This window comes from bacterium, assembly GCA_035419245.1.
Lineage (GTDB): Bacteria > Zhuqueibacterota > Zhuqueibacteria > Residuimicrobiales > Residuimicrobiaceae > JAKPUX01.
Genome location: DAOLSP010000004.1, coordinates 146,758 through 173,264, shown reverse-complemented (window position 1 = coordinate 173,264; position 26,507 = coordinate 146,758). Strand labels below are relative to the sequence as shown.

Sequence of the window (26,507 nt, the reverse complement as noted above, 5' to 3'; positions counted from 1 at the left end):
AGTCCTTCTGCGATGGGACAAAAAAGGCTGCCTTTACACAAGACAGCCTTTTTTTATTCAACTAACAGGCGGGGTAAGGTGTGCGCTCAAACCCGCACCTTTTTGGCATCACGGATGAAATAGAGACAGAGCAGTGCGAATAGGGCGAGGGCCAGGAGTTGGCCGCCATGGCTGTCGGCCCACTCCAAGGTTATCAGCGGGGTGACAAAATCAACCTTGTCGAATCCCAGATACTTCAAAAAGGCCGAGACCACGCCCATGATGGCACCGCCGGCAATAAAACCCGAGGCGATCAGGGTACCCTTCTCGCGACGGCGGGTATTGAGGCTTTCCTCCCTGGAACCGGTCGAGACCAGGTGGGCGATAAGGCCGCCGATCAGCAGCGGGGTATTAAGCTCCAGCGGAATGTACATGCCCAGAGCGAATGCGAGCGGCGGGATCCCGATCATCTGCAGCACCAGGGCGAAGATGGCACCGACCGCATAGAGGAGCCAGGGTGCCGGCATGTTGGACATCAGTGGCTTGATCACCGCGGCCATGGCATTGGCCTGCGGCGCAACCAGGGCGTCGGGTCCGACGAATCCATAGGTCTTGTTGAGGATCATGATGACGAATCCAACCGCCGCGGCGGAAACCAGGGTACCGAGGAATTTGAATTTTTCCTGATTGACGGGGGTGGTGCCCAGCCAATAGCCGATCTTGAGATCGGTGATAAAACCGCCTGCCATCGAGAGCGCGGTGCAGACCACGCCGCCGATGATCAGGGCCGAGACCATCCCGGTCGTGCCGGTCATGCCGATCTTGACCAGGATGAAGGAGGAGAGGATCAGAGTCATCAAGGTCATGCCGGAGACCGGATTGGTACCGACGATGGCGATGGCACGCGCCGCCACCGTGGTGAAAAGGAAGGAGATGATCAGCACGATCAGCAGTCCGACCACCGCCTGCAGCCAGCTGTGCACCACACCAAACTGGAAGAAGATCAGGATCAGCAGAGCGGTCAGGGCGATGGCGGCGACGATGATGCTCATCGAGAGATCCTTTTCCATGCGGTTGACTTTTTTCGCCTCGCCACCATGTTTGCCGGTGATCTCAACCCAGGCCAGCTGCATTGCCCCGCCTATGATTTTGGAGGATTTCAGGATACCGATAATGCCCGCGCAGGCGATGCCGCCGATGCCGATATGGCGCACATAGGTGAAAAAGATCTGCTCGGCGCTCATATCCTTGATGAGCAGGCTCGCCGTGCTGCCCAGCGTCGCGGTTAATCCCGAGCCGAAATAGTGGACCAGCGGCACCAGCAGGAACCAGGAAACGAAACTCCCGGCGGTGATGATGGCGGCGTATTTCAAACCGACGATATAGCCGAGGCCGGTGACCGCGGCGCCGACATTGAGGCGGAAAACTATCTTCCACTTGTCGGCGATGCCGGCCAGAAAGGGTACGGCCCGGCTTTCAAAAACCTCACTCCACCAGTGGAATGTCCCGATGATGAAATCGTAGAGCCCGCCGATGGCCATCGCTTTCAGCAGAATCCGGGCCTGGTCCCCTCCGGCCTCACCCGCGACGAGCACCTCGGTTGTCGCAGTCGCTTCGGGAAAGGGGAACTGGCCGTGCATTTCCTGGACAAAGTACTTGCGGAAGGGAATCAGGAAGAGGATGCCGAGAAAACCGCCGAAGAGCGAGGAGAGGAAGATCTGGTAGAATTTGGCATCCAAATTGAGGATATAGATGGCCGGTATGGTGAAAATCGCTCCAGCGACGACCACGCCCGAGGCGGCGCCGATCGACTGGATGATGACATTCTCCGACATGGCGTTCTTGCGGCCGAGAAAGACCGATCCTCCCACGGCGAGGATGGCAATGGGAATGGCGGCCTCGAAAACCTGACCGATCTTGAGGCCGAGATAGGCCGCCGCCATGGAAAAAAGCGCCGCATAAAAAAGGCCCCAGATGAGTGAATAGGGCGTGACCTCGCGCAGGGGCTTGTCCACCGGGACGACCGGCTGATAGGTTTCCCCTTCACGCAGGGGGCGGTAGGCATTTTCCGGCAGGGATGTTTTTTCGGATTCCATCACTCCTCCTGATTGGGTGAGAGGTTCGATACATGGCGAAAATATAGCGATCAGGCGCCTTTAATGCAAGGAGAATGTAACCCGGGATACCCCCCGAAATCTGGTTTCCACCCGCCCCCTCGCGCTGGTTGGGAGCCGGATTCCGGGGGGCAGCATGGACTGTAAACCCGCAAAATAGTGCTTTAATTTTCCCGCCGTATGCCGTATATTACGCGGCAATGACCACAGGAGAAGCTCATGACGTCGCGTTGCCTCTTTCTTACCCTGGTGCTGATCGGTGCAGGCTGCCGCACCCCCGAAGTCAAACCACTGCTGAACGAGCCGGTTGATCTGGGCTTAGCGAACAGCTCCGCCCGGATGATCGCGCTGCAAGGCTGTGGTTCCTGGAAGGACCTGCTGATTTGCACCATCCCGGAGATGGATGAATCCGCGTCCCTCCGTTTTGTGGAAAAAGTGGTCCGGCTGGGTTATCGCTCGTTGTGGGTGCGGACTCCGCCGCCGGCGGACTCGGCTGCGGCTGCGGCCCTGCTTCAAGCCGGCGCCGCCCGGCTGACCACGCCCGGCAAGAAGGGGGTGATGCTCTTCGGTAGCTGGCCGGTCTGCGGTTCCGCTCTGAGCGATACAGTTTTTCAGGCGATGATCTGGGTGACGGCTCCCGGGCCGGTTCAGGAGTGCCTCGGTGACGCACCCCAGAGCGCCCCGGCCGGGCCGCGGCTGGCACTGATCATTCCTTCGCAAAAGACCGTGACCCTCGAACCCGCCTGGCGCATGCGACTGGCTGCAGCGGAAGATCTAGTCTGGCTGGCCACCTCACAACCCGACATCACGCTGCTGCAGTCGGATCTTGAACCGATCGTCCGCCGTAAAACGCAGCTCTTTTTCGATCGATATCTCAAGGGGAAAAAGTGAACCAGCGAAAAGGCTTCGGGATCGGCCGCGAAGCAAATTGCGATTGAATGGCCGTGCGATGCAGGTCTATTTTTATCCGCAGCGCGACACTTGGCGCCGCATCGGCTTCTCGGCTACGCAGCTGCAGTCGATTTTGGAGCGCATCGCCGCAGGAACCGAAACCGCGGATCTGGTGGTGGCCGTGCACCTGGTCCGCTGTACGGCCTGGAGCGGCGGAACCGCGTATGTGCGGCAGTGGCATCATCCCGCTGCCTTTTATGCACGGCGGGGCAAATGGCGCCTGCGGGAGGAGTGGGATCTGCCCGCGGATCTGCCGCCGCGTTTCAAGCTGATCCGGCTGCTGCTGGCCGACGATCGCGCCCCTTACCCACTGACCATCCAGGACCGTTACGGTTGGCAACATCGCTTCGGCACCTTCGGGGATCAACTCGCCTTCTTTTTCGCCCATGAGCTGCACCATTTCCGCCGTTTTCATCTCGGACTCCATCAGGGAGAAGGGGAGCACGGCGCCAATCTCTATGCGGTCGAGCGTTGCCGCGAACTCGGATTCGAGGTTGCCAGCCTCCGCCTGCAGCGGCGGCCGCCCAAAAAAAAGGCCCACTCCGAGCCTACCTTCTGGCAGGTGCTCAATCCGGCCGATTTTTTGCCCGCGGCCCAAGCCAGCCTGCTTTGGCGTCGGGGCGGCGCCATTCTCGGCCTGGCGGTCCGCCTCCGTTGCCGCGATCGGGGCCAGTATATCGCGGGAAAACTGCGCCATTTCGAGCAATTGATGCAGACACCGCCGGGCGCGCGGCTCTGGATCACCTTCGATCCGCAGCGGCGGTATCAGCATGCCCCGGTGCGTCTCGTCCGGACCCTGCGCCGTCCCTCCCTGCGCGTTCTCATCGAGACCGGGGATGGCAAACAGTGGCGATGGCCAATGAGCTGGCTGACGGACGAACCGCCGGTACCGTGAATCGGTCAGACTTTCTCCTCGACCGGTTCAGAGAGCGTGCGTGAACTGCGGATCGTTTCAGGCCGGATCTTGTGCTTCTTGATTTTAAGATGCAGGTTTTGCCGCGGCATCTGCGCCATTTTAGCCGCCTGGGATATGTTGCCACGAGCTTGCAGCAGCAATTGGGTAATGTACTCCTTCTCAAACAGGTTTTTGGCCTCGGCATAAGAGTGAAAACCCATGCCCAGCGGGGGGGTATCGTTGGTAGGACCGAGATAGTCTTCCGGCAGTTCGCCGGGACCGATCCAGTCCGAGTCCGAAAGGGCGACCAGACGCTCGATAACATTCTCCAATTCGCGGACATTGCCACGCCAGGACTGGCGTGAGAGGATCTCGATGGTTTCGGGCTTGAGGTAGACGCCGAGATGATTATGTTTTTTGGAATAGGTGGAGACAAAGTGGCGGATGAGGAGGGCGATGTCATCAGCGCGTTCGCGCAGGGGCGGTACACGCAGGGTGATGACATTGAGCCGGAAATAGAGGTCTTCGCGGAACTGACCCTCCTGGACCATCTTGCGCAGATCGCGGTTGGTGGCGGCGATGATCCGGGCGCTGGAGCTGAGAAGCTCGGTCCCGCCAATACGCCGGAAACGCCTGTCCTGAAGCACACGCAGCAGCTTGACCTGAAAGGAGGGCGTGGTGTCGCCGATCTCGTCGAGGAAAATGGTACCGCGGTCGGCGATCTCAAAATAGCCCTTGTGGGTGCGGTACGCACCGGTGAAGGAACCCTTCTCGTGACCGAAGAGGGTGCTCTCCAGCAGGGTGTCCGGAATGCCGCCGCAATGGACGGCAAGAAAGTTGTTGTGCTTGTTGGGACCGAGAGCGTGGATCATCCGGGCGATCACCTCTTTGCCCGTGCCGGTCTCTCCAAGGATAAGCACCGTAGCATCCAGGGGCGCGACCTTGTGCACCAGACTCTTTAGATCCTGAATAGGTTCACTCTGGCCGACCAGCAAGGGCGCTTCGATCGTGGCGAGTTCGGTATCGCGCTGCATGGTGGAGGGACGTCGCTGTAGCTGGTTGAAGAGGTGCTCGACGTGACGCAGGACCTGTTCCACCTTCTGGATCGGCTTTTCGATAAAGCCGTCGGCTCCCTGTTTGACACACTCGACCAGCTCTTCGGCTGAAAGCGCCCCCAAAAGGACAATGAGGGTGTTTTCGGCAAGGCCCTTGATCTCGATGATCGTTTTCGCCAGCTCTTCGCGCAGGCTGTCCACATCGAGGAGCACCGCATCCCAAGCGAACGCATCGCTGAGCAGGCGAAGCCCCTGTTCAATTTCCCTGGTTGAATGAAGCTCAAAGCCGTTGAGCGGCGCTGCCTGATCAAAAAGCGATAGAAGTTGAGAGTCCCGGGCAATGATCAACAAGGATTTCTTCATGTGTTCTGGTCCTTATGCTGCTCCTTACAGTTCCGGTTCATGCAGTCGTGATCTTCAACCCCATGTAAGCAAAGAATGTGCCTGAAATGAGCAAATCCGGCAATAAAATATTTTTATAACCTTATAATTATCAAGCATAAAATCATAACGTGAGGCGCCCTGCCGGCGCTTTGGCTGGTACGGGGGGCGATAGTGTATAAGTGGCGCCACAGGCTGTGGCACGGATTCAGCAACCCCACAAAGGAGTAACCAGGCCGCCATGCGCATCTGTCAGATCTCGGATACCCATCTCGGCTATTCCGAGTATGGAAAAATATCGGTCCGAAGCGGGTTGAACCAGCGGGAACAGGATTTTTACGATGCCTGGGATCAGGCCATTGACCGCATCATTGCGCTGCAACCCGATCTGGTGGTTCATGCCGGGGATCTCTTCCACACACCGCGCCCGAGCAACCGCGCCATCCGCGTCGCCCTTGAGGGTATCCACAAGATCAGCCGGACCGGGATCCCGATGGTGCTGGTTTCGGGCAACCATGAAACCCCGCGCATCCGCAGCACCGGCTCCATCTTTGAATCCCTGGATCTCTTTCCCGGCATTTTCAGCGTCTACGACGGCCGCTATCAGCGCCTCTCCTTCGGTACTCTGGATGTCCACGCCATTCCCCATTGTTCGCTGAGTGAAGAACTTGAGGCCGCCTGCCGCAGCCTGGAGATCCGGGAGGGAGCGCACGATCATATCCTGGTAACCCACGGGGTATGGACCCAGACCGGCAGTTACAGCATGGGCGAGTTTAACGAGCAGCGTCTCCCCGACCTGACCGCGCTCTATCCCGGGGTCTTCAATCATGTCGCTCTGGGCCATTATCACCGCCGGCTGGATGTCGCGCCTAACGTCAGCTATTGCGGTGCGACGGAGCGCACCAGTCTGAATCAGGCGGGGTATTCCTGTGGTTTCCTCGAGGTGGACCTGTCGAGCGGGGAGCGGCGGTATCATGAGCTGGAGGTGCGCAACATGATCCGGCTTCAACCGGTCGACTGTCGCGGCATCGGCTTGCAGGAGCTGTACGATCGCGTCGCCGAACTGGCCGGAGGGGTGCCTGCGGGCGCGATTGCACAGCTGACCCTCGACGGTGTGGAGGAGAACCTCTACCTGGCCCTGGAAATGCGGCGGCTGGATGATCTCTTTCCGGATGTTTTTCATCTCGAGAAGCAGCTCCATGTCTCGGCGGGTGAGGCTTCCGCACCTGCAGCCACCCTCCATTTCGATACGCTCAGTGTGGAGTTCGGCCGCTATCTATCCGATCAGCCGGAGATGGCCCTGGACCGCGAGTATCTGCAGCAGCTTGGCAGCCGCTATCTTGAAGAGATTGAGGAGTGAGGCGCGGATGATCATCAAGAGTCTGGTGCTGCGCAACTACCGCCGTTTCGCTGCGGTCGATATAGAATGTCCGGAGAATATAATCGGCATCATCGGGCGGAACGGCGCGGGCAAAACCACCCTGGTTGAAGCGATCGGTTGGGCGCTTTACGGGAATGTCATCGCACGGACTGGAAAATCGGATATCCGGTCCCAGTTTGCCGGCGAGGGCGAAAACTGTTCGGTCGAACTGGAGTTTGTCTATGGCGGTGAAGCCTATCGGATCATCCGGCAGCTCAAGGGGAAGAATGCAACCGCCGAGGCTGCAATCTACCGGGCGGCTGTGGCTGAACCCGAGGCGGTGCAGGAGCGCGGAGTCAATGACTATGTGGAGCGGCTGTTGCGTCTCGATTACCGTTCGTTTTTCGCCTCTGTCTTTGCCAAACAGCGCGAGCTGGCGGCGCTCTCGGCAATGAGTGCGGAGGAACGGCGTCGCAGCATTGCGCGGCTGATCAACATCGACCGTGTCGATAAGGCGCGCGAGCGGGTGTTGGCCGACCGACTTGGCAAACTCAAATATGTGGAGGGGATGCGCAACGCCCTGGTCGATCCCGGATTGCTGGAAGCGCAGATCCTCGCCGCAGAGGCCGAAACCCGCCAGCTTCGTGAAGGGTTGAAGAAGGAGGAGGGCTTGGCGGCAAGCGGGGAGCGTGCCTTGCACGTGGCGCGCACCGAACTTGAACGGCTCGCGGCCATTCGCGATGCCTGGCAGTCCCATCAGAGCCGGATCTTGAGCGTGCGCGCGAGCGTAACCGAGAACGAGGCGGCGTTGCGGCGTGCCCGTGCGGATCTCGAGGCGATCGGGGCAGCGGAGCAGGAGCTGGCGGCGCTGGCCGGCCCGATACGGGAGCTGGAACCGCTGCGGCGGGAGAAGGAGCGGCTCGATGGCGAGGCGCTGCGCCAGGTCCGGCGCGAGGAATTGCTGCGGCAGCAGTCACAGTGCGAAATGCAGATCGATGCCTTGCAGACCCGCATCGCTAGCCTGCAGGGGCGGCAAGCGGAGTGGGCCGGGCTGGAGGCGGCGCGGGACGGCCTGCTGCGGCGCGAGGCGGAGCTGGAACAGGGGCTGGCGATCGCGCGTGCGGAGCAGCAACAGTGGAAGAGCGAGTGTGCCGCGATCGCCAAGGCAGGAGCAGAGGCGCGGGCCAAAAAGGAGCGGATCGAATCGTTGGGACCGGATGGGGAATGTCCCACCTGTACGCAGCGCCTCGCCGATCATTATGCCGTGGTGCTTGAGGGGATGGAGGCGAGGCTCGCCGAGCTACGTCAGGAGTGGCAAGCGGCGAGCCAGCGGCTCGCGGCCGCTGAGGTCCGGGTTGCGGAGGGCGAGGCGGTGCTGCGCGGGGTGCGGCAGGAAAAGGAGGGGGTTCTGGGGCGGCTGGCTGCGGTGCGCGAGGCGGCGGCCGCTCTCGACCAGCTGCGGGCTGATCTGGAAGCAGTCCGGGACAACCGCGACGGGGTCGCCCGTGGGCTGGCGGCGCTGGGGGAAGTGGCCTATGATCAAACGCAGCACGAGGCGGCCCGGGCACGCCTGGCCGAGCTGGAGGGGCTGCAGCGACGGGCGGACCAGCTGGGAGAGCGGGCCAGCCGGCGGGCGCAGGTGACCGAAGGCATCGCCCGCATCGAAGGGGTCTTGGTCGAATTCCATCAAATCGAGGAACGTGAACGCGCCGCCCAGTCGCAGCTGCGTCACGATGAGGAACGCTATCAGCAGGCCCAGGCGGAGCTCGATGCCGCCACCCGAGACCTGCTCGCAGCCAAAGAGCGGTGTGCCAATGCCCGGGAAGAGGTTGCCCGCAGCGTGGAGAAGGAAACGGGACTGCGGACGCAAAAAGTGCAGCAGGAGCAAAAACGCGCCGAAATCACCGCAGCCGAAGAGGAGATCCGCTATCTCGATGCCCTCGATCTCCATCTAAAAAAATTCCGGCTCGACCTCGCCGGCCGCATCCGCCCCCTCCTCGCCCGCCGCGCCTCGGAACTGCTGGCGCTCACCACCAGCGGTCGCTATTCCCGCCTCGAGCTCGACGAGGATTATCTCATTGCCCTCCAGGACGGCAACCATCTCTTCCCGCTCGGGCGGTTCTCAGGCGGCGAACAGGACCTCGCCAATCTCTGCCTGCGCGTCGCCATAAGCCAGATCCTGGCCGAGCGCAGCGGCGGCGCACCCATCAATTTCATCATCCTTGACGAGATTTTTGGCTCCCAGGACGAAGAGCGCAAGGTCCAGATCCTCAATGCCCTGGGCAAACTCTCGTCCCAATTTCGGCAAATCTTTATTATCACCCATGTCGATTCGATCAAGGATCAATTGCCCGTGATCATGGAGGTCTCCCAGGCCGACGAGGAGCGCAGCCAGGTTCGGATGGTGTGAGCCCGGAACGCCGGCCTTCAGTCTGGCCGGCTGGCGCTGGATTTGAGATTCTTGAAGCTCAACCCCTCCAGTGAAATCATGGCGAGCCCGACCAGGATGACGGGCAGGAAGTTGATGCCGTGCATCACAATGGCAAAGGTCAGGGCCTGACTGTCAGGAACCGAAAAGGGTGGCAGCGCAAGGGCCTGCTGGCACAACCAATGGTAGGTGCCGACATAGCCCGGAGAGGAGGGCACGAGGACGCCGAAGGTGGTGATCACCAGCAGCACCAGCGCGGTGGTCCAGGGTAGGGCGTAGAGGTGGAAGAAATCAAAGGAGTAGAGCACGAACTGGAACGCCAGGCCATAGCAGGCCCAGATGATGAGGGAGAGCACGGCGACGATGAGATAATGCGAAGGCCGGCGCAAAGGAACGATGCCGTTGAGGAAAGACTCGAGCATCTTTTTTATCTTCTCGGTGAGATGAGGAGCGCGGTGGCTGGCGAAACGATCGAGCAGATTCAGGGCGAGCCCCGGGTAGCGCTTCAGCAGCAGCAGCGCAAGGAAGAGCAGCGCAATGGCCCCGAAGGTGAGATAACCACCCATCTGCACCCAACCAGGGAAGGGAAAGACCAGCAAGGCCACAGCCATGAGCAAGAAGAGGGTGAAAACGTCAATGACGCGCTCCATGACGATGGTGCCGAAAATGGCGCTGCTCGAAACCGGCTGCTTTCTGCCGAGAACATAGGCACGGACGAACTCACCCAGATGCGCCGGGAGAAAGTCATTGAAAAAGTAGCCGATCATCAAGGCGGAAAAGAGGGGCATGAAGGGGATGGGGCGAATCGGTTCGAGCAAATACCGCCAGCGCAAGGTGCGCAGACTATGGGCAACGAAGGTTATGGCCACCGTTGGAATCAGCCACCAATAGTCGGCCGCGGCGAAAGCCTTGCCCATCTGGGCAAAATCCACTTTGCTGAAAGCCAGATACAGAAAGACGGCACTGATGACCAATCCGAGAAACGCCTTCCAGTTTTTCATCATGCACTTACATTCCCTTCCCTTGAACCAGATCACTGAAAGATACGGATTTTCATCCAATTCCTCAAGCGAATAAAAGGCTGGCTTATGAAATCAGTTGCTTTTCATAAATAAACTCTTAGCTTTATACCATACTCTATCCGGCGGAGCGGCAAAAAGTGTTCCCCCGGGGAGGAACCTATAAATAGGATGCCATATGGCCAGGATTGCACTTCACAACAATACCAGCAAAGGCCGGTTGATCGCGGTGGAGGGGCTCGATGGTTCCGGCAAATCGACGCAGATCTATTTGCTCAAGCGCTGGCTGGAACTGGAAGGCTATAAGGTCTTTTTCACCGAGTGGAACTCCTCAGTGCTGGTCAAAAAAGCGACCAAAAAGGGCAAGACCTCCAATCTGCTGACCCCGACCACCTTTTCCCTGATTCATTGCACTGATTTCGCTGACCGGTTCGAGCGTCAGATCTGGCCGCTCCTCTGCGCCGGCTATATTGTCCTTGCCGACCGGTATTGCTTTACCGCTTTCGCGCGCGATGCGGTGCGCGGCTGCAATGCCGATTGGGTACGTACCCTCTATAGTTTTGCCACCCAGCCGGATATCACCTTTTTCTTTCAGGTCCCGCCGGAGGTGGCGATCAACCGTATCCTCGATGGCCGCCCGACCCTCAAATATCACGAGGCGGGTATGGACCTGGGCCTTTCCTCCGATCCGTATGAAAGTTTTCGCCTCTTCCAGGGGATGATCAACAAGGCCTACCTGAGCATGGTGGAGGAATACGGCTTCACCGTCATCGACGCCAGCCAACCGATCGACGTCCAGCAGCAGCAGGTCCGCAAGGTGGTCGGTGAACGTATCGATCTACCGGACTATAAATGGAAAGTGAGGAGCCGGATATGAGATTTTATGGGGAGGGATTGCCCGGCATCAAGGTCGCCGATCTCACCGGCAAATTGATCGCCATCGAAGGAGCCGACGGCAGCGGCCGTTCGACACAAATCCGGTTGCTCACGGACTGGCTGGAGGGGCACGGCTATGCCACGGTCAATGTTGGGCTCAAACGCTCCAACCTCGTCAGCGAGGAGCTTGAAGCCGCCATGCAGGGCAACGTGCTCAGTCCGATTACGCTGTCGCTTTTTTACGCGACGGATTTCGCCGACCAGCTCGAAAACCGAATCATCCCGGCCCTCAAGGCGGGCTTTATTGTCCTGGCCGACCGGTATATTTATACGTTGATCGCCCGCGACATCGTGCGCGGCAGCAACGCCGAGTGGGTGGAATCGCTCTACAGCATCGCCCTGATCCCGGACCTGGTGTTCTATCTGGATGTGGCCCCGCGTTTTCTGGTGGAGCGCAACATGCAAAAGAGCGCCAGTCTCGATTATTGGGAATCGGGGATGGATATACGCCTCTCACGCGATATCTTCGACAGCTTTATCCGCTACCAGAAGATGATGCGCAGCGAATTCCGCCGCATGAGCGAAAAATACCAATTCGAGGTCATCAACGGCAACCGGTCGCCGCGCTCCATTGCCCTCGATCTGCAGAAACACGTCTCCCCTCTGCTCTCGAGCCATCCGGGCGTTTAGGTTTGCACCCTTTCTTGAACAGGTGCCTATGAAGAAAAACAAAAAGGATACCCTCCCCCCGAAGCATCAGGAGGATCTGGCTGCGGAGCTGACTGCGTTGCGCGCCAATTTCATCGATATCCTCAGCCGCTATCAGGTCAATCAGGAAGCCAAGCTGCTGGCCTGCATCGAGAGCCTCTCCGAACAATCCATGGCAGATCCGGACAGCAGTCATCCCGATGAGAAACATATTCTTATGATTCTCGAGCAGTTGCACGAACTGCGGCTCAAGCCGGAGAAAGGCCGCTTCAAGGATGTCCGGCGGATCAATGACTTGGTCGACGAGATCTACGCGCGGCTGGTACGGATGTCATAACATTGTCGCTGGCGTACGTTATGGTTGGCCGAAAAAGGCGGCGTGGTTGGAGGTGAAGGCCGGTGGGGTACGTCTGAGGATGGCGGCGATGGCGGGCTGACGCCTGAAGGTACGGTCGAGAAAGAGGCGCACCTTTCTGCGGTCCCACCCGAGGGGATGGCGGAAATCGGCGTAGAGTTCCAGATCGCCGGCATAGAACATTCTCAGCTCGAGCCCGGCTGTGGCCGGGGCATCCTGCGGGAGGTTAAAGATCGCCGGATTGATATAGGTGATGGTGCCGGCATGCCGGATAGTGAAATCCAGCGTGCGCCGGGCGGCCGCCTCATCCTCCCACGGCGTTCCGAACAACAAATAGACATAGGTTGGAATCTGCGCAGCCGCCAGTGTTTCCATCGCCCGCCCGGCCTGCTCGGCCGTCACCCCTTTTTGCATGCCCTCCAGCACGCGATCATCACCCGATTCCAATCCGATCTTGAGCAAGGCACAGCCGGATGTTTTGAGACCCCGGCAGAACTCCGGATCCATCAGCTCCGGAGTGACGCGGACGAATCCGTACCAGGCGGTTCCGGGCGGTTCTGCGATCAGACTGCGGAGCAGCGCCGGGCTCATGGCATTGTCGGTGAAGTGGATCAGTACGGGGTGGTGTTCTGCAGTCAACTCCTTCAGTTCGGCGCTCACCTGCCCGACGGGGAGCGCCTGGTAGCGGTGGCCTTCCGCCGGTTCGGGACAGTAGGCGCACCGGTTCCAATAACAGCCCCGGGAGGCATCGTACGGCACGATGGGGCCGGGGGCAAAATAGCGGGACCATTCGAGGCCTGCATACGAGATAGAGGCGCCAGGGCGGGGTGAAGCGACCCCGGCCAGATGGAGCAGCGGGATTTCCCCCGGCCCTTCGACGAGGTGGTCGGCCAGTCCGGAAAAGGGATTCCTCCAGCCCGGCCGGCGCATCCAGGAGGTCAGCAGCCCGCCCCCCAGGAGGATGGGCAAGCCGGGGTGGTCACGACGGATCAGACCTATAAGGGCAAAAGCGGGCAAGGCCTGGCTGAGATAGGCGAGGGAGATCCCGATGGCGTCCGGGGCGGACTCCTCGAGCAGGGCGTGCAGCCGGGTTTGGAAAAAACTGAAAAAAGGGCTCGCTTCCGGTGCGGCGGCAGCCGCGAGCAGGTCGTCGCTGCGCAGCGGTGACCAGAGACGGTGCTGGAAATCGGCCATGCTGAGGGAGGCCTGACGGCTGCGTCCATTTGCCGCCAACACCCGGTTGAGACGGCGCACCGCAGCACTATACCCGGGGAAATCCCGAAAGCCTGCGGGCGACTGCAGCAGCTTCAGATCGTCCGGACAACGAGCCCAGGCCTGGCGCGTCCAGCGGTCTCCCTCCGCCGGCTCGTTGTTCAGCAGGGCCAGGAGCCCCTCAAGATTGGCATCCCAAATCCGCACTGCCCGGGCATGGGCATGGAGCGCTCCGGCGAGGCGCGCCAAGCCGGGTGAGGGTTCGCAGGGTTTGGCCACAGGGGGATAAACGAGCAGGATCATCGAGCATCTCTTGTAAGTGAGTACAGCAGGATAATCTATCGATTCGCACGGCGATTCGCAATGCTTTTGAGCGGCCGGTTGTGAGCAAACGCAAAAGGTGGTGAAAATTTTCTTGGATTTGCCGGCCGGGAACTGTAATTTTAAAGCAAGATAATGGGGCATTATTGAGCGGGCAGAGGAGGGGAGCAGATGAACGAAACGACAGGAAAATCCAAGTCCCGGCTGGGCCGAAATCTTTCTGCATTATTGAATCATAGCGAAGAATCGCTTATCAAGACGATGCGCTGGAAGGGCGGCGATGGCAATGGCCATAAAGCCGGGGTTGAGGAAGAACCGCTACCGATCCCGATCATCACTTTGCCATCAACCCATGCCCTCCTGGAAGAACCCTCTCCCCAATTCCCGCCTGCGGCGTTGTACCAGAGCGTCCCTGAATCCGCCGCGCCGGAGCACCCTGCTACCGGAGCTGTGGTCGAGGAGGAATGGTCCGTCAGGCCGGCGGAGAACCAGCCGAATGTTCTCTATCAGATCAGCTTTCAGAACCATCTCCTTGCGCCGGAAGAGGATCTTTTCCACCTGGCTGTCCGTCAAGCGATTTCACTGGAGGTGGCGCTGCAGCTGCCGCTGCTGAGGAGCACGCAGCCGGTTCCTCCGGTGGTCTCGCGGATGCATGTCTATCTGCTGCTGTTCGATGCCGAGAAGGGACAGCGTGTCCGGCTTGAGACCAATTCCAGTACCATCGAGCCGGGAAAACAGAACTACGACTTTCATTTCCAGCTCGACGGAATGGCCCCCGGGCGTTGGGACCTGGCGGTACAGGTATACGCCGCTTTGTATGACTTTGCGGAACGGCGGGTATTGCGTCTACAGGTGGCGTGATCGCCGGCTTTCAAACGCCGAATTTTTACTCCAAATCAAATCGTTCACGGCGCAGTTGTTTCACCGCACTACGCCGTTTTTTATGCTCCCGCCGCAATGCTTTGGCGGTGCGGGAGATCCGGGTCGGCCGGCGTTCCGGGGCGGGCTGGAGGGCCTCCCGGATCAGGCCGATGAAGCGGGAGAGGGCCGCTTCGCGGTTGGCCAGTTGGGTGCGATGGCGGCTGGAAGTGATCCGCAGCAGGCCTTCCTTGTTGATACGCGTCGCCAGCTTTTCGCGGATCCGTTGTTTTTGCTCGGGGCTCAGGCTGGTGGAGGCCTCAAGATCGAACCACAGGGTGACGCGGGTCTCGACCTTGTTGACGTTCTGGCCTCCCGGCCCGCCGCTACGGGAAGTGGTGAAGATGAGTTCTTCAAGCGGGAATTGATGCAAGGCGACTGTTTGAATCAGCATCGAACCATCATTTCTTTGATTGCTTTCCACAGATAAGGTACCAAATTGACCGGAAAATAACAAGCGTATTGGGCTGGTCTTTAAAAATTCTGCCAGGATACCTCCAGTTTGTCATCATCTCCCATTAAACATCCTCAGTCAATAAAAGAGCAGAACGGCACAAGCGCTGTTGTCTGTTTTTTTTAACTGTGAAGCGGAATATTACACTTTCTTCTTGATTTTTAAACTGGATAACTCTATTTTAATTTGTCTTACTAACTGGAGGAGTGGTTATGATGAATTACAAGATCGCGGATATTGAAGGCATCGGCGCATCGATGAGCCAGAAGCTGAAAAAGGCCAACATCAAGACCGTTCATGGCTTGCTGCAAGCTGGCGCGACCAAAAAAGGCCGCAAGGAGCTCGCCGAATCTTCCGGAATCGATGAAGCTGTCATCCTCAAATGGGTCAACATGGCCGACCTCTACCGGGTGAAGGGCATTGGCAAGCAGTACGCCGAACTGCTCGAAAAAGCCGGTGTGGACACGGTTAAAGAACTGCGCACCCGCAATGCCGAGAACCTCGTGGCCAAGCTCGCCGAGGCCAACGCCGCCGGCAAAAAGCGTATGGTCCGCCTGCTTCCCGGCCTGAAACGTGTCGAAAGCTGGATCGAAGAGGCGAAGAAGCTGACCCCCATGGTAACCTACTGATCGATCCTCCCTCCCGTCCTTTAGCCCCTGCCGGTCTCCTCCGCTTGCAGGGGCTTTTCTTTCCTACCCTTCCGGTGTCCCACCCGCTTACATAAAACGGCCATCCGGTTACATTTTTGTCATGGGTTGTGCCCCGCACCGCGAAGAGGTACGCCAAGTCAATAATAAACAGTTAGCCTGTTCCGCGCTATTCTGGCATCATATTTGCAAATCAGGTGCGAGAATTAACCAGGGAGAATCTTTTCATGAAAAAAAATATGCTATTGTTATCAGGGCTGCTGTTCGGGCATCTGGCCGCCGCCGGCACCCTCTACAACGACCGGCTCGACAATGCAGCCTCCACCGCCGTCGGCCAGATGCAAAACCGCAACGGCGAGTTCATCACCGGATCTGGCTGGAAGGCCACGGCTGCAAACAGCCAGCTGCGCATCACCCTGCCGGCACCCTTGCCGGCCTCCGGCAGCCTGCTGGTCGATGTGCGCAATTTTGATCCGGTGCGCCAGAATATCGATGTCAAGCAGCAGATCATCAACCTCTATTCGCAGGAAAATGGTTCCAAAGCGATCTTTGAGACCAACGGCTCGTGGATCAATATCCGCACGGGCACCGGCTATTCGACGGGAGAAGGGGTTGCCGGCTTCAAGATGCTCGCTGCGCCGCGGGGTATAGATACCCGGGATGAGGTGCGGATTATGGAGGATGCCACCTGGGATCTTGACAAGACCTACGAATTTAAAATCACATGGGATAATTCAACCGCCTCCGTTTATCTCAATGGCAGACACTGCTACACTCTGCCCTTCGAGGGACAGGTGGAGATGTTCCGCTACATCTTTTTGGGAACCGACAATGTCTACGTCGCCCAGCCCGGAGTGATCTACAGCAATTTGCGCATTCTGGGCTCCAGCGATACGGCGGTTGTGCCCACAAGCGCGCGGGAGGTCGAGCAGCCCCTGCAGGCGCACCTCTTGCCCAATTATCCCAATCCCTTCAATCCGGAGACTACACTGGCCTTTGAGGTGCAGGAGCGCGCGCATATTACCCTGGTCATATGCAATCTATTCGGGCAGATCGTTAGGACGCTGGTGGACGCGGAACGCGCTCCCGGATTTTATGAAGAGGTCTGGGACGGCCGTGATCAGCACGGGAGGCCGGTCGCCGGCGGGGCCTATTTCTCACGACTGACGACTGTTAATGGTCAGAGCACGCGGAGGATGACGCTGCTCAAGTGACCCGGTTAGGGAGGCAAAAAAAAAGTGCGGTGCTCGTGCACCGCACTTTTTTTGGTTCAAACTGCTTATTTGCCTTCGATCTCATCGGCCAGCTTGCCGGCGTCATAGAGCTTGCGCAGGCCTTCGATGATGAAGGCACTGTGCACGGCGACGCAGCGGTTGGCGGTCTCATCATACACATAATCGCCGACGAGGCTTTCGATGTTGCCGTCAAATACCAGGCCAACCAGCTCAGCGTTTTTGTTGATCACCGGCGAACCGGAATTCCCACCGATGATATCACAAGTACTGACAAAATTGGCGGGGGTGGAGAGATCCAGATCTTTCTGGCGGTCCCAGAAACGCTGCGGCAGGGCCCAGGCTCCCGCCTGATCGAAACCGAGGGCGCGGTCGTAAAGACCGTAAAGGGTGGTTTTATATGGCGCTTTGGTGCCGTTCATCGGATAGCCCTTGACCGCGCCATAGGAGAGACGCAGGGTGAAGGTGGCGTCCGGATAGGTGTTCTTGCCATAGACCGCAAAACGGGCATTGGCGATCTTTTCCGAAGCGGGGGTGAGAATGGATTCGGTCTCCTTGCGAGATTTCTCCTGGCGTTCGCGCAGCAGGGGCTCAAGTTCGCGCAATACCGCAATGAAGGGATCGGTGGACTTGGCGATGGCCTCGGCACCGCCTTCATAGAGGGCTTTGCGCACATCAGGCTTGTCGAGAGTGGTGGCCTCAACCATCTCCCTGGCGGCTTGGGCGGCGGAGCGGCCCTTCAGCACGGCGGAGACGATTGGATCGGCGGCGCCGGCCTTGTCCAAGGCCATTTGCAGCATGGATGCGAAGGTGGCCTCCTCGAGATCCTTGTAGATCGGCGCCGGTGAGAAGAGGCGCAGCTTGGCGCGCTCCAGTTGGACATCGTGATAGCCGTCCAGGCGCTCCAAATCTGGTTTCTGGCGTTCGGCTGCAGCGAAGACCAGGTTCTGGGCATAACGAGCGAAGGTACTGCTCAAGGCCAGGCTGCCGTAGGAACGGGAGCCGAACTCCTTGCGCTGTTTGGCGATCACCTTTTCGATGCTCTTCCAACCGTCGCCGTAAGCCTTTTTCCATTCGGGATTGGCATCGACTTTGGCGCGGAAGGCCTGTTCATCGGCTTTGGCCTTAGCCATCAGCTTGGGGTCGAGCAAACCCTGATACTGCCCGCTCAAGGCCTTTTTGCTGTTTTCCAGGCCGAAGATCTGGCCCAGGGCGCGGCGCTGCTGTTCCGGGCCTTTTTGGGAGTAGGCATAGAGGACATCGAGGCGTTTTTGGATCATCTCGAGGTTCATGGGGTAACGCAGATCGCGTTGCAGTTCCATTTCAGCATAGGTGTCGAGCCGGCTGGTGCTGCCAGGATGGCCGGAGACAAAGACCAGTTCATTGTCCGCGGCGCCTCTGGCGTTCCATTTGAGATAGTCCGGGGTGCTGAGCGGCTTGTCGTCTTCATAGACGCGGAAGAAAGCCATGTCCAGGTCGTAGCGTGGATAGGTGAAATTGTCATCATCTCCGCCCCAGAAGGCGATCTGGCGCTCGGGGGCCATCACCAAGCGGATATCGGTATAGCGTTTGTACTGGTAGAGCCAGTATTCGCCGCCGTTATAGAGGGAGACGACGTCGCAGCGCAGACCGGTCTTGTCATGATATTCTTTCTCGATTTTGGCTTGTTCCTCTTGGCGTGCCTTGAGGGCATCGGCCGGTTTCATTCCCGGCTTGATCGCGCTGGTGATGCGGCTGGTGACATTGACCATGTCGACGAGGACGTTCAACTCCAGATCCGGGCATTTGGCCTCCTGCTCGGAGGTGGCGGCATAAAAGCCGGTTGCGACAAAATTCTGATCCTGAGTCGACATTTTCTGCAGCTGGCCCATGGCAACGTGGTGGTTGGTCATCACTAGGCCGTTGGGGCTGATGAAGGAGCCTGAGCCGCCGTCCATGAAACGGACGCTGGAGAGGCGGACATGGTCGAGCCATTCTTTGGTCGGGGTGAAATTGTATTTTTCCTGGAGCTGCTTGAGCGGGGGATTGTCGAAGGTCCACATGCCTTCATCGGCGAGGGCGCACGTCGCCGCCACCAGCAGGACCAGGGCGAGAGTAGAGCGAATGCTACGGTTCAAATCAACCTCCTCTGTTGTATTGAAATGCACGAAAGAACTGGTTTTACGTCCTTATAAAGACGTCTGATGGCGGGAAAAGTTTCATGCGAGGGAGCGGAGCAGCTTTTCCAGGGTCTCCTGGGTTTCGGTCCATTCGGTCACCAGCCACTCAAGCTCGGATTTGATCAGGGCATAATCGCGTGTCAGTTGGGCGGCAAATTCGCCGTTTTTATAGCTCTGGGGATTGGCGAGCTGCGCCTCAAGGGTGCTTTTTTTCTCCTCGCGGGACTGAATTTCAGCTTCAATGCGGGCGATGGCCTGCTCGAGCCGGTTGCGCTCGCGGCTGATGGACTGGCGTGCCTCCGCCTCCTGCCGTTTCTGCTCCTTGCTCTTGCGCGCCGGTATGGGGATTTCAGCAGCTGCCTCGGCTAGATGGATCTGAGCGCTCTTGGCCTCTTCGGCAGTCCATGAGACATCGGCCTCACGTTTGGCGATATAGTCGGAATAGTTGCCCTCGTACATCGTCAGGCGGCCCTCCCTGAGCTCGATCACCCGCGTCACCAGCTTGTCGAGGAAATAGCGGTCGTGGGCAATGAGTAAAAGGGTGCCGTCATAGTCGTGCAGGGCTTCTTCGAGGGCCTCCTTGGCGGTGGTGTCGAGGTGGTTGATGGGCTCATCCATGATGAGAAAATTGACTGGCGAGAGGAGGATCTTGGCCAGGGAGACACGGGCTTTCTCACCGCCGGAGAGGACGCGGACCGGCTTGAAGACCTCGTCGCCGTGGAACTGGAAGAGGCCGAGGATGTCGCGGATGCGCGGGGCCAGGGTTTGGGCGGTGGTGGAGGCGACTTCCTCGTAAACGGTGGCATCGAGGGAGAGGGCGTCGACCTGGTGCTGAGCATAGTAGCCGATGGTGGTGCGCTCGCCGATTTTGATCGAACCCGATTCGGGCTGCAACTCGCCACAGATCAGCCGGGTCAGTGTAGTCTTGCCTGCGCCGTTGACCCCGACCAGCGCCACCTTCTGGCCGCGATAGATGTCCAGGTTCAGGTCATTGAGCACCCAGGATTCACCGTAGCGGAAATAAAGGTTCTCGATGTGGAGCACATCCTTATAGCTGCTCCCCGCAACGCGCAAGCGGAAGTGGATCCGCGGCGGTGGTGGGGGCGGCAGCTCGACCTCCGCCATCTTTTCGAGCATCTTGAGGCGGCTCTGCACAGCGGCCGCCTTGGTCGCCTTGTAGCGGAACCGGTTGATGAATTTTTGCTGGCGCTCGCGCTCATCGCGCATCGCCTCCCACTGCTTGAGCAGGAGTACTTCGCTCTCGGCCTTCTGCTTTTCGTAGAGATGGTAATTGCCGCTATAATGCGTCAAGACCCCGCGGTCGAGCTCGGTGATTTCCTGGGCAAGGCGGTCGATAAAAAACCGGTCATGCGAGACCAGCACCATGCTGCCGGCGAATGAAAGCAGAAAGCTCTCCAGCCATTCGAGCGAGGGCAGGTCGAGGTGGTTGGTGGGCTCATCGAGCAACAGCAGATTGGGATTCTGCAGCAGCAGGCGCGCCAGGTAGACGCGCATACGCCAGCCGCCGCTGAATTCGCTCATTGGGCGCTGATAGTCGTACTCACTGAATCCCAGTCCGGTGAGAATCGCCTTGGCCTGGTTCTCGACGGCATATCCGCCAAGGGCATCATAGCGGGATTCGAGGGCGCCGAGGCGTTCGAGCACCTTGGGGTCATCCTCGGTATGGGAGTTGAGCAGGGCATGCAGTTCGGCGATCTGCTCCTCAAGGCGGAGAATCTCCCCCTGGCCCTCGAGCACGGCGGCAAGAATCGGCCCGCTCCCCACCGCGATCTCCTCCTGTGGCAGGTAACCGATGGTATACTCTTTGGGCTTGATCATGACACCATCGTGCGGCTGGAGATCCCCCTTGATGATGCGCAAAAGGGTGGTCTTGCCGGCGCCATTAGGGCCAATCAGGGCGACCCGTTTGCCGGGATTTATCACCCAGTTGACCTCCTTAAGCAGAAGTCGCTCGCCGATAGAATAAGAAAGGTTTCTGATCTGCAGCATGGGTTCCGGTTCATTATAAAAAACTCGCTCCCACCCGGAGCATGGGCCGGCTCTGGATCGCCGGACTGGATATCCGGGTGGGAGCGAGGAGTGAGGATTGTGCAAGAGGACTAGTCGAAGGCTTCCGAAACCTTCTTGTCGTATTCGCCGAATGCTGGGCCGACCTTGCCAAGGCCGACGGAAAGCTTGGTATCTCCGACGGGTCCACCTGTCGGTCGCGCGCAGCCGGCCTTGATTTCTTCTGTTGTGGGCTTTCCTTTTAATTCAGGGTACACGGGTGCGCCTTGCAGCGGCAGAGCTAGTTAAAACCATTGTACAAAAATCTCGCATGAAAGACAAGTATTTTATTGACCGCCCAGCCCGTACAGGCAGGAACCCGGCGCCGCGAGTTCAGCGGAAGAGCATCGGGGTGAACTCGTTAAGATAGAGCCGCCAGTTGATCCAGGTATGTGCGCCGCTGGTCTCCTTGTAGGTCACCGTGTACCCGTGTTTGCGCAGCATCTCGACGGTAGCGCGGGAGGTCTCGAGCAGGAAATCCTCCGTGCCGGTGGCGAACCAGAGCAGCTTGAGTCCCTTTTTGCCCGCGGGGTTGTCGAGGGCCGCTGCATTTTGTTCTTCCCAGCTTGCTCCAGCCGGCGCACTGGTTACGGCTGGATTGGGCTTGATGCCGATAATGCCCGAACTGAAGACACCGGTATAGGCGAACTGGTCGAGCGCCGGGAGGGCGATGCTGAGGGTCTGGAAACCGCCCATGGAGAGCCCGGCGAGGGCGCGATGCTTTTGGTCGGTATAGACCCGGTAGTGCGATTCCACGTAGGGCATGACCTCCCGGGAAAAGTCCTGTGCAAACTCATCGACCATTGAACTGCCGGGATTGCTGCGGGGAGCGCCCCAGATGAAGGGACCGGTGTGACCGGCGGGCATGACCACCACCATGGGCACCGCTTTCTTGGCAGCAATGAGGTTGTCGAGGATAAAGCCGGCGCGGCCGACAGAACTCCAGGAGTCATCGCTGTCTCCGGCGCCATGAAGCAGATAAAAGACCGGATATTTGCCCTTGCCGGATTCATAGCCAGGCGGAGTATAGATATGCATGCGGCGGAACCGCTGCAGAGTGGCGGACCAGTAGGTCACCGTCGCCACGGCGCCATGGGGGACCTGTTGCGTATCCATGAAAGCGGCGCCCGGCACGTGGATCAGGCTCCAGGTCGTTCCGTTGGACTCGCTGGTTTTGGGATTCCTGGGATCAATCGTTGTCACACCATCCACACTAAAGTTGTAGCGGTAGGTACCCGGATCAACCGGCAGGGTGACCTCCCAGATGCCCTCAGGGGTTTTGTTCATCTCCTTGCCCGTCCAGCCGATACCGGGGATTTCTCCGCCCCCCAGCCTTACCGCCTCGGCGTTGGGGGCGTAAATACGGAACTGCACCTGGTTGCCTTCCAGGATCCTGGGAGTGACCAGGGTATCGCCGGGTGAAGGTTTCCACTGAGCGGAGACGATTGCGGCGAACAAAATGAGATACAGGCAAGCTATCATCCAAACCGTAGTGTTGTTTTTTTGCATTGCGGACTCCTTTAGAAGGGTAGGTATTAGACAAAGGAGCGGGAGGAGGATCCTGAGATTTCACGGTTCATCTCTCCAAACCGCACCTCAAAATATACACTATTGGGGCCGAAAAATCAACGCTCTTGATTGTTAGTCCGGTTTTTAGTATTTTGCACAGCGTTTTTTCCCCGACAGAGGAGAGCTCATGCCCGCCCAAACCCGATTCAGCCTGCGCCGCCGCATTACCAGTTTTCGTTATGCCCTGGCCGGCATCCGGCAGATGGTGGAGACTCAGCATAACGCCTGGATCCATCTGGCGGCGACGCTGCTGGTTCTTGTCGCGGGAGGGTTGCTGCATCTGAGCCGCAGCGAGTGGATCGCGGTCATCGTCGCCATGGCTCTGGTCTGGTCGGCCGAGGCGGTCAACACGGCCTTCGAGTTTCTTTGCGATGTCACCAGTCCGGAATTTCATCCGCTGGTTGAGAAAGCCAAGAACATCGCCGCGGCTGCGGTTTTGATCTGCGCCATCGGAGCGGCCTGCATCGGCCTGCTGATCTTCCTCCCCCATCTTCTCGCCCTCTGCCACCAGCCTCTTTTACCCTAGTATAACAGGTGCGGCTTCAGCATCCGATCCAGCGTGCCGCCGCTGCCCCGGCAGAGAGAGACGCCGGAGGGCCAGAGGCGTCTCCTAAACCGCACCCGTTTGGTCTCGCCCGCCGCAACAGGCACCTGCCGATCCCGGATCCGGCGCCCAAAGGCGTCAAAGATGGTCCGGTTCATATCGGCGCTGACAGGCGTCTGCCGTTCGATCACCGTCTTGTCATTGAAGGGATTGGGATAGCGGCCGATGTTGGCTGGCGACAGGATGGAGGGCACGGTCACACGCGAGTGCGCGATGCCATCTTTCAGAAGGGGCATTCCCCATGCCACCCCCTGTTATGGGATGTGAAGAGTGAACGGTTTCAGGGTTTGCGCATGCGGAGCTCAGCCATGAGTTCCATCTGAATCTCCTGAATCTCCACCAGCCGCTGCCACTGGTGGGAAAGCATGTGATCGATCTTTTGGTGCAGCTGACGGATTTCCAGTTCTGCCTTGAGATTGACCTGATAATCGTGCTGGGCGTGCAAACGGTCGCGCATCTCCTGACGGTTCTGACTCATCATGATGATTGGAGCCTGGATCGCGGCGATGCAGGAGAGCAGGAGATTAAGCAGGATATAGGGATAGGGATCAAAGGGTTTGAACAGCAGCGCCACCGAATTGACGGCAATCCATAAAGACAAGACCCCGAGGAAGGCACCGATGAAAGCCCAGCTTCCTCCCAGTGCGGCGATGCGGTCCGCCAGCCGCTGGCCGAAAGTCAGGCCGCACTGCATCTCCTCATCCGGATTCCGGGTGAGGATCTCCTGCTGATGCAGACTGCGCGCTACCTGATCATCGATCTCGGTGAGCTCGCCGCGGTCCTCTTCGAGCATCTCGCGGATATAGTCAAGACGGAATTTCTCCAGATCTTCGATGCAGATCCAGCCCTCCTCCATAAAACTGCCCGTTTTTCGCTGGATCAGGGCGCCCACCTCGGGGCGGACCAGAACGCCGGGACGAAGATCCGCACGCGTATCGCGGCCGCAGATTTGACAGACATGGGCTACTCTCGCTGAAGACATGCCATCCTCTTCTTTTTCCATTTCCGCCATTCTGGGTCTCAATGACCGCCCCAAGCCCACTGCAGATCCACCAGCGGGCCGAGGAGATGCCATTGGCGGCCGTAGGGATATTCGCAGAAGCTCAGTTTGTACCCGATCCCGAGCTGCAGCGTTGTGCTGCGGTCCCAGAGCAGCATCCCCTTGTGCTCGAGCGCCCAGTTCTCCTCTCCCCTGGGGGTATAAAAGCAATCACCATCCAGCAGCCAGAACCAGCGCCGCCAGAGCCGGCCCATGCCCTCGAGACCGCCGCGCCAAGTGAGGTTATGAAAAAAAGGTTGCAGGCGCGGGAAAACCAACGGGAGATCGATGGTCGCGCGGCGGTCAAGTGGGCTGGAGCGAAAGAGACAAACGCTCAGACCCACCTTCAGGGTGACGCGCTGCCCACCGGCGATGGGATGTGACGCCAGCACTTCGCTTGACGAGGCGGCCATATTGGGTATGGCGAATTCGGGTGAAAGGATACCACCGGTGCCTTCACGACGCAGCAGCCGCAGCAGCGGCGTGGGATCATAGAGGCTGTGACGCGAAGCAAACCGCCAGTTCCCCTGGTGGCCGTGCGCCCATTTCAGGCTCACATTCGGCAGCAGCGGGAAGAGCAGGGGATGGAGGGAAAGCTCGATGTGCTCGGATACCGCTGTGCGTAGCGGTTGAAAGATGCCGACGCACCAGCGGCCCCTGGGCAGGGTTTGTGCGGAGCCGTTGGCGGCGGCGAACCAGGGATCGGTATGCTCCGCTGCGCGGGCTGCCGCAGGCCAGAGCAGCATGGCGGCGAGCAGCAGCACCAGCAGGCGCGGCCGCGGGGCTGAAGGTCGATGCTTTTTCATCGTGGCACCACCCAGCGGGCGCTGACCGGGACATGGTCCGAGAGGTTGAGAATTTCCTGATGGGTTACACGGCCCTGCGAAAGCCAGGGGCGGTTGCTGAAGAGATAATCGATCTTGCGGTCCCAGAAGGCACCACGGTTGGTGGTGTGGGTGAAATAACGCGCAGGATGCGCGTGATAGTCAACCAGGGGGACCGAGCAATCATAGGCGGCATAGAGATCGACCAGCCACTCCTTTTCCGGGGTATAATTGCTGCCCTCCTTGTGCAGAGGATGGTCGCCGGGACTATGAAAGTGCTCCCCCGGACAGCGGTCCTCATCACAATAGTCGGTGGAATCCGAACCGGGAGGCAGCATGTTGAAATCGCCGCCGGCGATCACGGCTGCGCCGGCGGTATCGAGCTTGTCTATTTCGGCCTTGAAACGGATGATGTGTTTGTGCTTGGTATCATCGGTCGAAAAGGCATCGGCATGGATATTGAGCACCCAAAAGTCGCCGCGCTCCGGCAGGTCGACCCTGGCCTTGAGGATATTGCGGCGCAGATAGAAATAGCGGGTCAGGGCGTCCTGATCGCTGCGCAGCGGCAGTTGGATGCGCTCGGCTTCGCGCAAAGGCCAGCGCGAAAGGAGGGCGCTGCCGGTGTTGATTCGGCCGAGGCCGTCGCTAGGGACATACTGCGCTTGCCACATCGAGGCATAGGCGCCATAGGTAAAGTAGGTATGGTCCAGCAGCCATTGCAGTTCATCGATATAGGCGGTGCGCTTGGACTGGACATCGATCTCCTGGATAAGCAGGAGGTCGGGCTGGAGGGTGCGGATCTCTGCGGCCATGCCCTCGAGCGTGGCCAGAACCTCGGCTGCAGTCAGGACCACCCGGTCGCCGCAGCTGTCCCCAAACCACGGGGTCTGCCGGCCAGCGCCAAAGCGAAGATTCCAGGTCATCACGGTGAGGGTGTCGGGGACCGGTTGCGGCATGGGATGGGCGGCCGTATAGAGCACGGCCTCTTCGCTTTGATCAAACTCGGTCACAAGCGGTGAACAACCGGCGGAGAAGAAGCCGATCATCCAGCTCCAGCAGCAGATCCGGATCCAAATGGATATTGGCTGGTTTCGGCGCACGAGACCTCCTTGAGGATGAGTACTGCGGTTAGCTTGCGCTTTCGCCATCGGAGCCTCTAAGTAACAATCTAATCATCCTTTGCAAACAAAGCCAGCATTTTTTATGTTGTAAATGGTACATTTGCAGGATGCCCTCCAGGGTCGGAACGACCCATCTGCGGGCAGTATTTCGGACGCAAGGCGTCAGATCGAAGCCGGATTTTTTGGAGGGCCTGCAGGTTAAATCTTGTTTATTTTTAT

General features: G+C 59.0%; 24 protein-coding genes. 11 read left to right on the top strand and 13 right to left on the bottom strand.

Annotated features, from left to right (window positions below; all coding sequences use genetic code 11):
• Positions 1-86: 86 nt before the first annotated feature.
• Positions 87-2,075 (bottom strand): oligopeptide transporter, OPT family, encoded by a 1,989-nt coding sequence (locus PLH32_08265; protein HQJ64591.1) that lies wholly within the window; start codon positions 2,073-2,075, stop codon positions 87-89.
• Positions 2,076-2,312: 237 nt separating this feature from the next.
• Here PLH32_08265 and PLH32_08260 point away from each other — a divergent pair, with 237 nt between their 5' ends.
• Both PLH32_08260 and PLH32_08255 read left to right on the top strand, forming a co-directional pair.
• Complete coding sequence (locus PLH32_08260) at positions 2,313-2,984, top strand: hypothetical protein (protein HQJ64590.1); 672 nt, start codon at positions 2,313-2,315, stop codon at positions 2,982-2,984.
• 43 nt (positions 2,985-3,027) lie between these two features.
• The gene (locus PLH32_08255) at positions 3,028-3,939 is read left to right on the top strand and encodes a hypothetical protein (protein HQJ64589.1); all 912 of its coding nucleotides are present in this window, start codon (positions 3,028-3,030) and stop codon (positions 3,937-3,939) included.
• Between the two features lie 5 nt (positions 3,940-3,944).
• Here PLH32_08255 and PLH32_08250 read toward each other — a convergent pair whose 3' ends face one another.
• Entirely contained in the window at positions 3,945-5,357 is a 1,413-nt protein-coding gene (locus tag PLH32_08250) for a sigma-54 dependent transcriptional regulator (GenBank protein HQJ64588.1), read from the bottom strand.
• Positions 5,358-5,616: 259 nt separating this feature from the next.
• Here PLH32_08250 and PLH32_08245 point away from each other — a divergent pair, with 259 nt between their 5' ends.
• Both PLH32_08245 and PLH32_08240 read left to right on the top strand, forming a co-directional pair.
• Positions 5,617-6,735 (top strand): exonuclease SbcCD subunit D, encoded by a 1,119-nt coding sequence (locus tag PLH32_08245; protein HQJ64587.1) that lies wholly within the window; start codon positions 5,617-5,619, stop codon positions 6,733-6,735.
• A gap of 7 nt (positions 6,736-6,742) precedes the next feature.
• Positions 6,743-9,145: an SMC family ATPase gene (locus PLH32_08240; GenBank protein ID HQJ64586.1), complete on the top strand. Its 2,403-nt coding sequence runs from the start codon at positions 6,743-6,745 to the stop codon at positions 9,143-9,145.
• 17 nt (positions 9,146-9,162) lie between these two features.
• On the opposite strand, the gene PLH32_08235 is transcribed toward PLH32_08240, so the two are convergent.
• Complete coding sequence (locus PLH32_08235) at positions 9,163-10,164, bottom strand: lysylphosphatidylglycerol synthase transmembrane domain-containing protein (protein ID HQJ64585.1); 1,002 nt, start codon at positions 10,162-10,164, stop codon at positions 9,163-9,165.
• Between the two features lie 196 nt (positions 10,165-10,360).
• On the opposite strand from PLH32_08235, the gene tmk reads away from it, so the two are divergent.
• From tmk to PLH32_08220, 3 genes are read left to right on the top strand one after another with little or no spacing between them, the layout of a single operon-like run.
• Positions 10,361-11,059, top strand: a complete 699-nt coding sequence (gene tmk, locus PLH32_08230) for a dTMP kinase (GenBank protein HQJ64584.1) — start codon at positions 10,361-10,363, stop codon at positions 11,057-11,059.
• A complete protein-coding gene (locus PLH32_08225; protein ID HQJ64583.1) occupies positions 11,056-11,748 on the top strand; it encodes a thymidylate kinase in 693 nt (230 codons plus the stop codon). The genes tmk and PLH32_08225 overlap by 4 nt, the downstream gene beginning before the upstream one ends.
• A 28-nt stretch (positions 11,749-11,776) precedes the next feature.
• Entirely contained in the window at positions 11,777-12,103 is a 327-nt protein-coding gene (locus tag PLH32_08220; protein ID HQJ64582.1) for a hypothetical protein, read from the top strand.
• A gap of 18 nt (positions 12,104-12,121) precedes the next feature.
• Here PLH32_08220 and PLH32_08215 read toward each other — a convergent pair whose 3' ends face one another.
• Positions 12,122-13,636: a radical SAM protein gene (locus PLH32_08215; GenBank protein HQJ64581.1), complete on the bottom strand. Its 1,515-nt coding sequence runs from the start codon at positions 13,634-13,636 to the stop codon at positions 12,122-12,124.
• Between the two features lie 189 nt (positions 13,637-13,825).
• On the opposite strand from PLH32_08215, the gene PLH32_08210 reads away from it, so the two are divergent.
• Complete coding sequence (locus tag PLH32_08210; protein ID HQJ64580.1) at positions 13,826-14,515, top strand: hypothetical protein; 690 nt, start codon at positions 13,826-13,828, stop codon at positions 14,513-14,515.
• Between the two features lie 25 nt (positions 14,516-14,540).
• On the opposite strand, the gene arfB is transcribed toward PLH32_08210, so the two are convergent.
• Positions 14,541-14,966 (bottom strand): alternative ribosome rescue aminoacyl-tRNA hydrolase ArfB, encoded by a 426-nt coding sequence (arfB, locus tag PLH32_08205; protein HQJ64579.1) that lies wholly within the window; start codon positions 14,964-14,966, stop codon positions 14,541-14,543.
• Positions 14,967-15,241: 275 nt separating this feature from the next.
• Here arfB and PLH32_08200 point away from each other — a divergent pair, with 275 nt between their 5' ends.
• Positions 15,242-15,655 (top strand): DUF4332 domain-containing protein, encoded by a 414-nt coding sequence (locus PLH32_08200; protein HQJ64578.1) that lies wholly within the window; start codon positions 15,242-15,244, stop codon positions 15,653-15,655.
• A gap of 245 nt (positions 15,656-15,900) precedes the next feature.
• Positions 15,901-16,887, top strand: coding sequence for a FlgD immunoglobulin-like domain containing protein (locus PLH32_08195; GenBank protein ID HQJ64577.1), 987 nt, complete (start codon positions 15,901-15,903; stop codon positions 16,885-16,887).
• A 65-nt stretch (positions 16,888-16,952) separates the two neighbouring features.
• On the opposite strand, the gene PLH32_08190 is transcribed toward PLH32_08195, so the two are convergent.
• From PLH32_08190 to PLH32_08175, 4 genes are all read right to left on the bottom strand, one after another.
• Positions 16,953-19,022: a S46 family peptidase gene (locus PLH32_08190; GenBank protein ID HQJ64576.1), complete on the bottom strand. Its 2,070-nt coding sequence runs from the start codon at positions 19,020-19,022 to the stop codon at positions 16,953-16,955.
• Between the two features lie 81 nt (positions 19,023-19,103).
• Positions 19,104-21,074 (bottom strand): ATP-binding cassette domain-containing protein, encoded by a 1,971-nt coding sequence (locus tag PLH32_08185; GenBank protein ID HQJ64575.1) that lies wholly within the window; start codon positions 21,072-21,074, stop codon positions 19,104-19,106.
• 110 nt (positions 21,075-21,184) lie between these two features.
• A complete protein-coding gene (locus tag PLH32_08180) occupies positions 21,185-21,349 on the bottom strand; it encodes a hypothetical protein (protein ID HQJ64574.1) in 165 nt (54 codons plus the stop codon).
• A 115-nt stretch (positions 21,350-21,464) separates the two neighbouring features.
• Positions 21,465-22,640 carry an alpha/beta hydrolase-fold protein gene (locus tag PLH32_08175; protein ID HQJ64573.1) on the bottom strand — a complete coding sequence of 392 codons (1,176 nt, stop codon included), beginning with the start codon at positions 22,638-22,640 and terminating at the stop codon, positions 21,465-21,467.
• Positions 22,641-22,827: 187 nt separating this feature from the next.
• Here PLH32_08175 and PLH32_08170 point away from each other — a divergent pair, with 187 nt between their 5' ends.
• Complete coding sequence (locus tag PLH32_08170; GenBank protein ID HQJ64572.1) at positions 22,828-23,226, top strand: diacylglycerol kinase family protein; 399 nt, start codon at positions 22,828-22,830, stop codon at positions 23,224-23,226.
• Here the strand turns inward: PLH32_08170 and PLH32_08165 are convergent.
• The 4 genes from PLH32_08165 to PLH32_08150 are packed head-to-tail and all read right to left on the bottom strand — an operon-like array spanning position 23,223 to position 26,213.
• Positions 23,223-23,540: a hypothetical protein gene (locus tag PLH32_08165; protein ID HQJ64571.1), complete on the bottom strand. Its 318-nt coding sequence runs from the start codon at positions 23,538-23,540 to the stop codon at positions 23,223-23,225. The two genes, PLH32_08170 and PLH32_08165, sit on opposite strands and share 4 nt — an antisense overlap.
• 44 nt (positions 23,541-23,584) lie before the next feature.
• Entirely contained in the window at positions 23,585-24,286 is a 702-nt protein-coding gene (locus PLH32_08160) for a DUF1003 domain-containing protein (protein ID HQJ64570.1), read from the bottom strand.
• A 38-nt stretch (positions 24,287-24,324) separates the two neighbouring features.
• Entirely contained in the window at positions 24,325-25,149 is an 825-nt protein-coding gene (locus PLH32_08155) for a hypothetical protein (GenBank protein ID HQJ64569.1), read from the bottom strand.
• Positions 25,146-26,213 (bottom strand): endonuclease/exonuclease/phosphatase family protein, encoded by a 1,068-nt coding sequence (locus tag PLH32_08150; GenBank protein HQJ64568.1) that lies wholly within the window; start codon positions 26,211-26,213, stop codon positions 25,146-25,148. The genes PLH32_08155 and PLH32_08150 overlap by 4 nt, the downstream gene beginning before the upstream one ends.
• Positions 26,214-26,507 lie beyond the last annotated feature (294 nt).

Bases quoted from the DNA above. Each gene is read 5' to 3' on its own strand.
- PLH32_08265 (HQJ64591.1), bottom strand. From the start codon at position 2,075: ATGGAATCCGAAAAAACATCCCTGCCGGAAAATGCCTACCGCCCCCTG.
- PLH32_08185 (HQJ64575.1), bottom strand. From the start codon at position 21,074: ATGCTGCAGATCAGAAACCTTTCTTATTCTATCGGCGAGCGACTTCTG.
- PLH32_08220 (HQJ64582.1), top strand. From the start codon at position 11,777: ATGAAGAAAAACAAAAAGGATACCCTCCCCCCGAAGCATCAGGAGGAT.
- PLH32_08150 (HQJ64568.1), bottom strand. From the start codon at position 26,213: ATGATCGGCTTCTTCTCCGCCGGTTGTTCACCGCTTGTGACCGAGTTT.
- PLH32_08225 (HQJ64583.1), top strand. From the start codon at position 11,056: ATGAGATTTTATGGGGAGGGATTGCCCGGCATCAAGGTCGCCGATCTC.
- PLH32_08165 (HQJ64571.1), bottom strand. From the start codon at position 23,540: ATGCCCCTTCTGAAAGATGGCATCGCGCACTCGCGTGTGACCGTGCCC.
- PLH32_08260 (HQJ64590.1), top strand. From the start codon at position 2,313: ATGACGTCGCGTTGCCTCTTTCTTACCCTGGTGCTGATCGGTGCAGGC.
- PLH32_08170 (HQJ64572.1), top strand. From the start codon at position 22,828: ATGCCCGCCCAAACCCGATTCAGCCTGCGCCGCCGCATTACCAGTTTT.
- PLH32_08245 (HQJ64587.1), top strand. From the start codon at position 5,617: ATGCGCATCTGTCAGATCTCGGATACCCATCTCGGCTATTCCGAGTAT.
- PLH32_08240 (HQJ64586.1), top strand. From the start codon at position 6,743: ATGATCATCAAGAGTCTGGTGCTGCGCAACTACCGCCGTTTCGCTGCG.
- PLH32_08250 (HQJ64588.1), bottom strand. From the start codon at position 5,357: ATGAAGAAATCCTTGTTGATCATTGCCCGGGACTCTCAACTTCTATCG.
- PLH32_08195 (HQJ64577.1), top strand. From the start codon at position 15,901: ATGAAAAAAAATATGCTATTGTTATCAGGGCTGCTGTTCGGGCATCTG.
- PLH32_08200 (HQJ64578.1), top strand. From the start codon at position 15,242: ATGAATTACAAGATCGCGGATATTGAAGGCATCGGCGCATCGATGAGC.
- tmk (HQJ64584.1), top strand. From the start codon at position 10,361: ATGGCCAGGATTGCACTTCACAACAATACCAGCAAAGGCCGGTTGATC.
- PLH32_08175 (HQJ64573.1), bottom strand. From the start codon at position 22,640: ATGCAAAAAAACAACACTACGGTTTGGATGATAGCTTGCCTGTATCTC.
- PLH32_08235 (HQJ64585.1), bottom strand. From the start codon at position 10,164: ATGAAAAACTGGAAGGCGTTTCTCGGATTGGTCATCAGTGCCGTCTTT.
- PLH32_08160 (HQJ64570.1), bottom strand. From the start codon at position 24,286: ATGTCTTCAGCGAGAGTAGCCCATGTCTGTCAAATCTGCGGCCGCGAT.
- PLH32_08155 (HQJ64569.1), bottom strand. From the start codon at position 25,149: ATGAAAAAGCATCGACCTTCAGCCCCGCGGCCGCGCCTGCTGGTGCTG.
- PLH32_08210 (HQJ64580.1), top strand. From the start codon at position 13,826: ATGAACGAAACGACAGGAAAATCCAAGTCCCGGCTGGGCCGAAATCTT.
- PLH32_08215 (HQJ64581.1), bottom strand. From the start codon at position 13,636: ATGATCCTGCTCGTTTATCCCCCTGTGGCCAAACCCTGCGAACCCTCA.
- arfB (HQJ64579.1), bottom strand. From the start codon at position 14,966: ATGCTGATTCAAACAGTCGCCTTGCATCAATTCCCGCTTGAAGAACTC.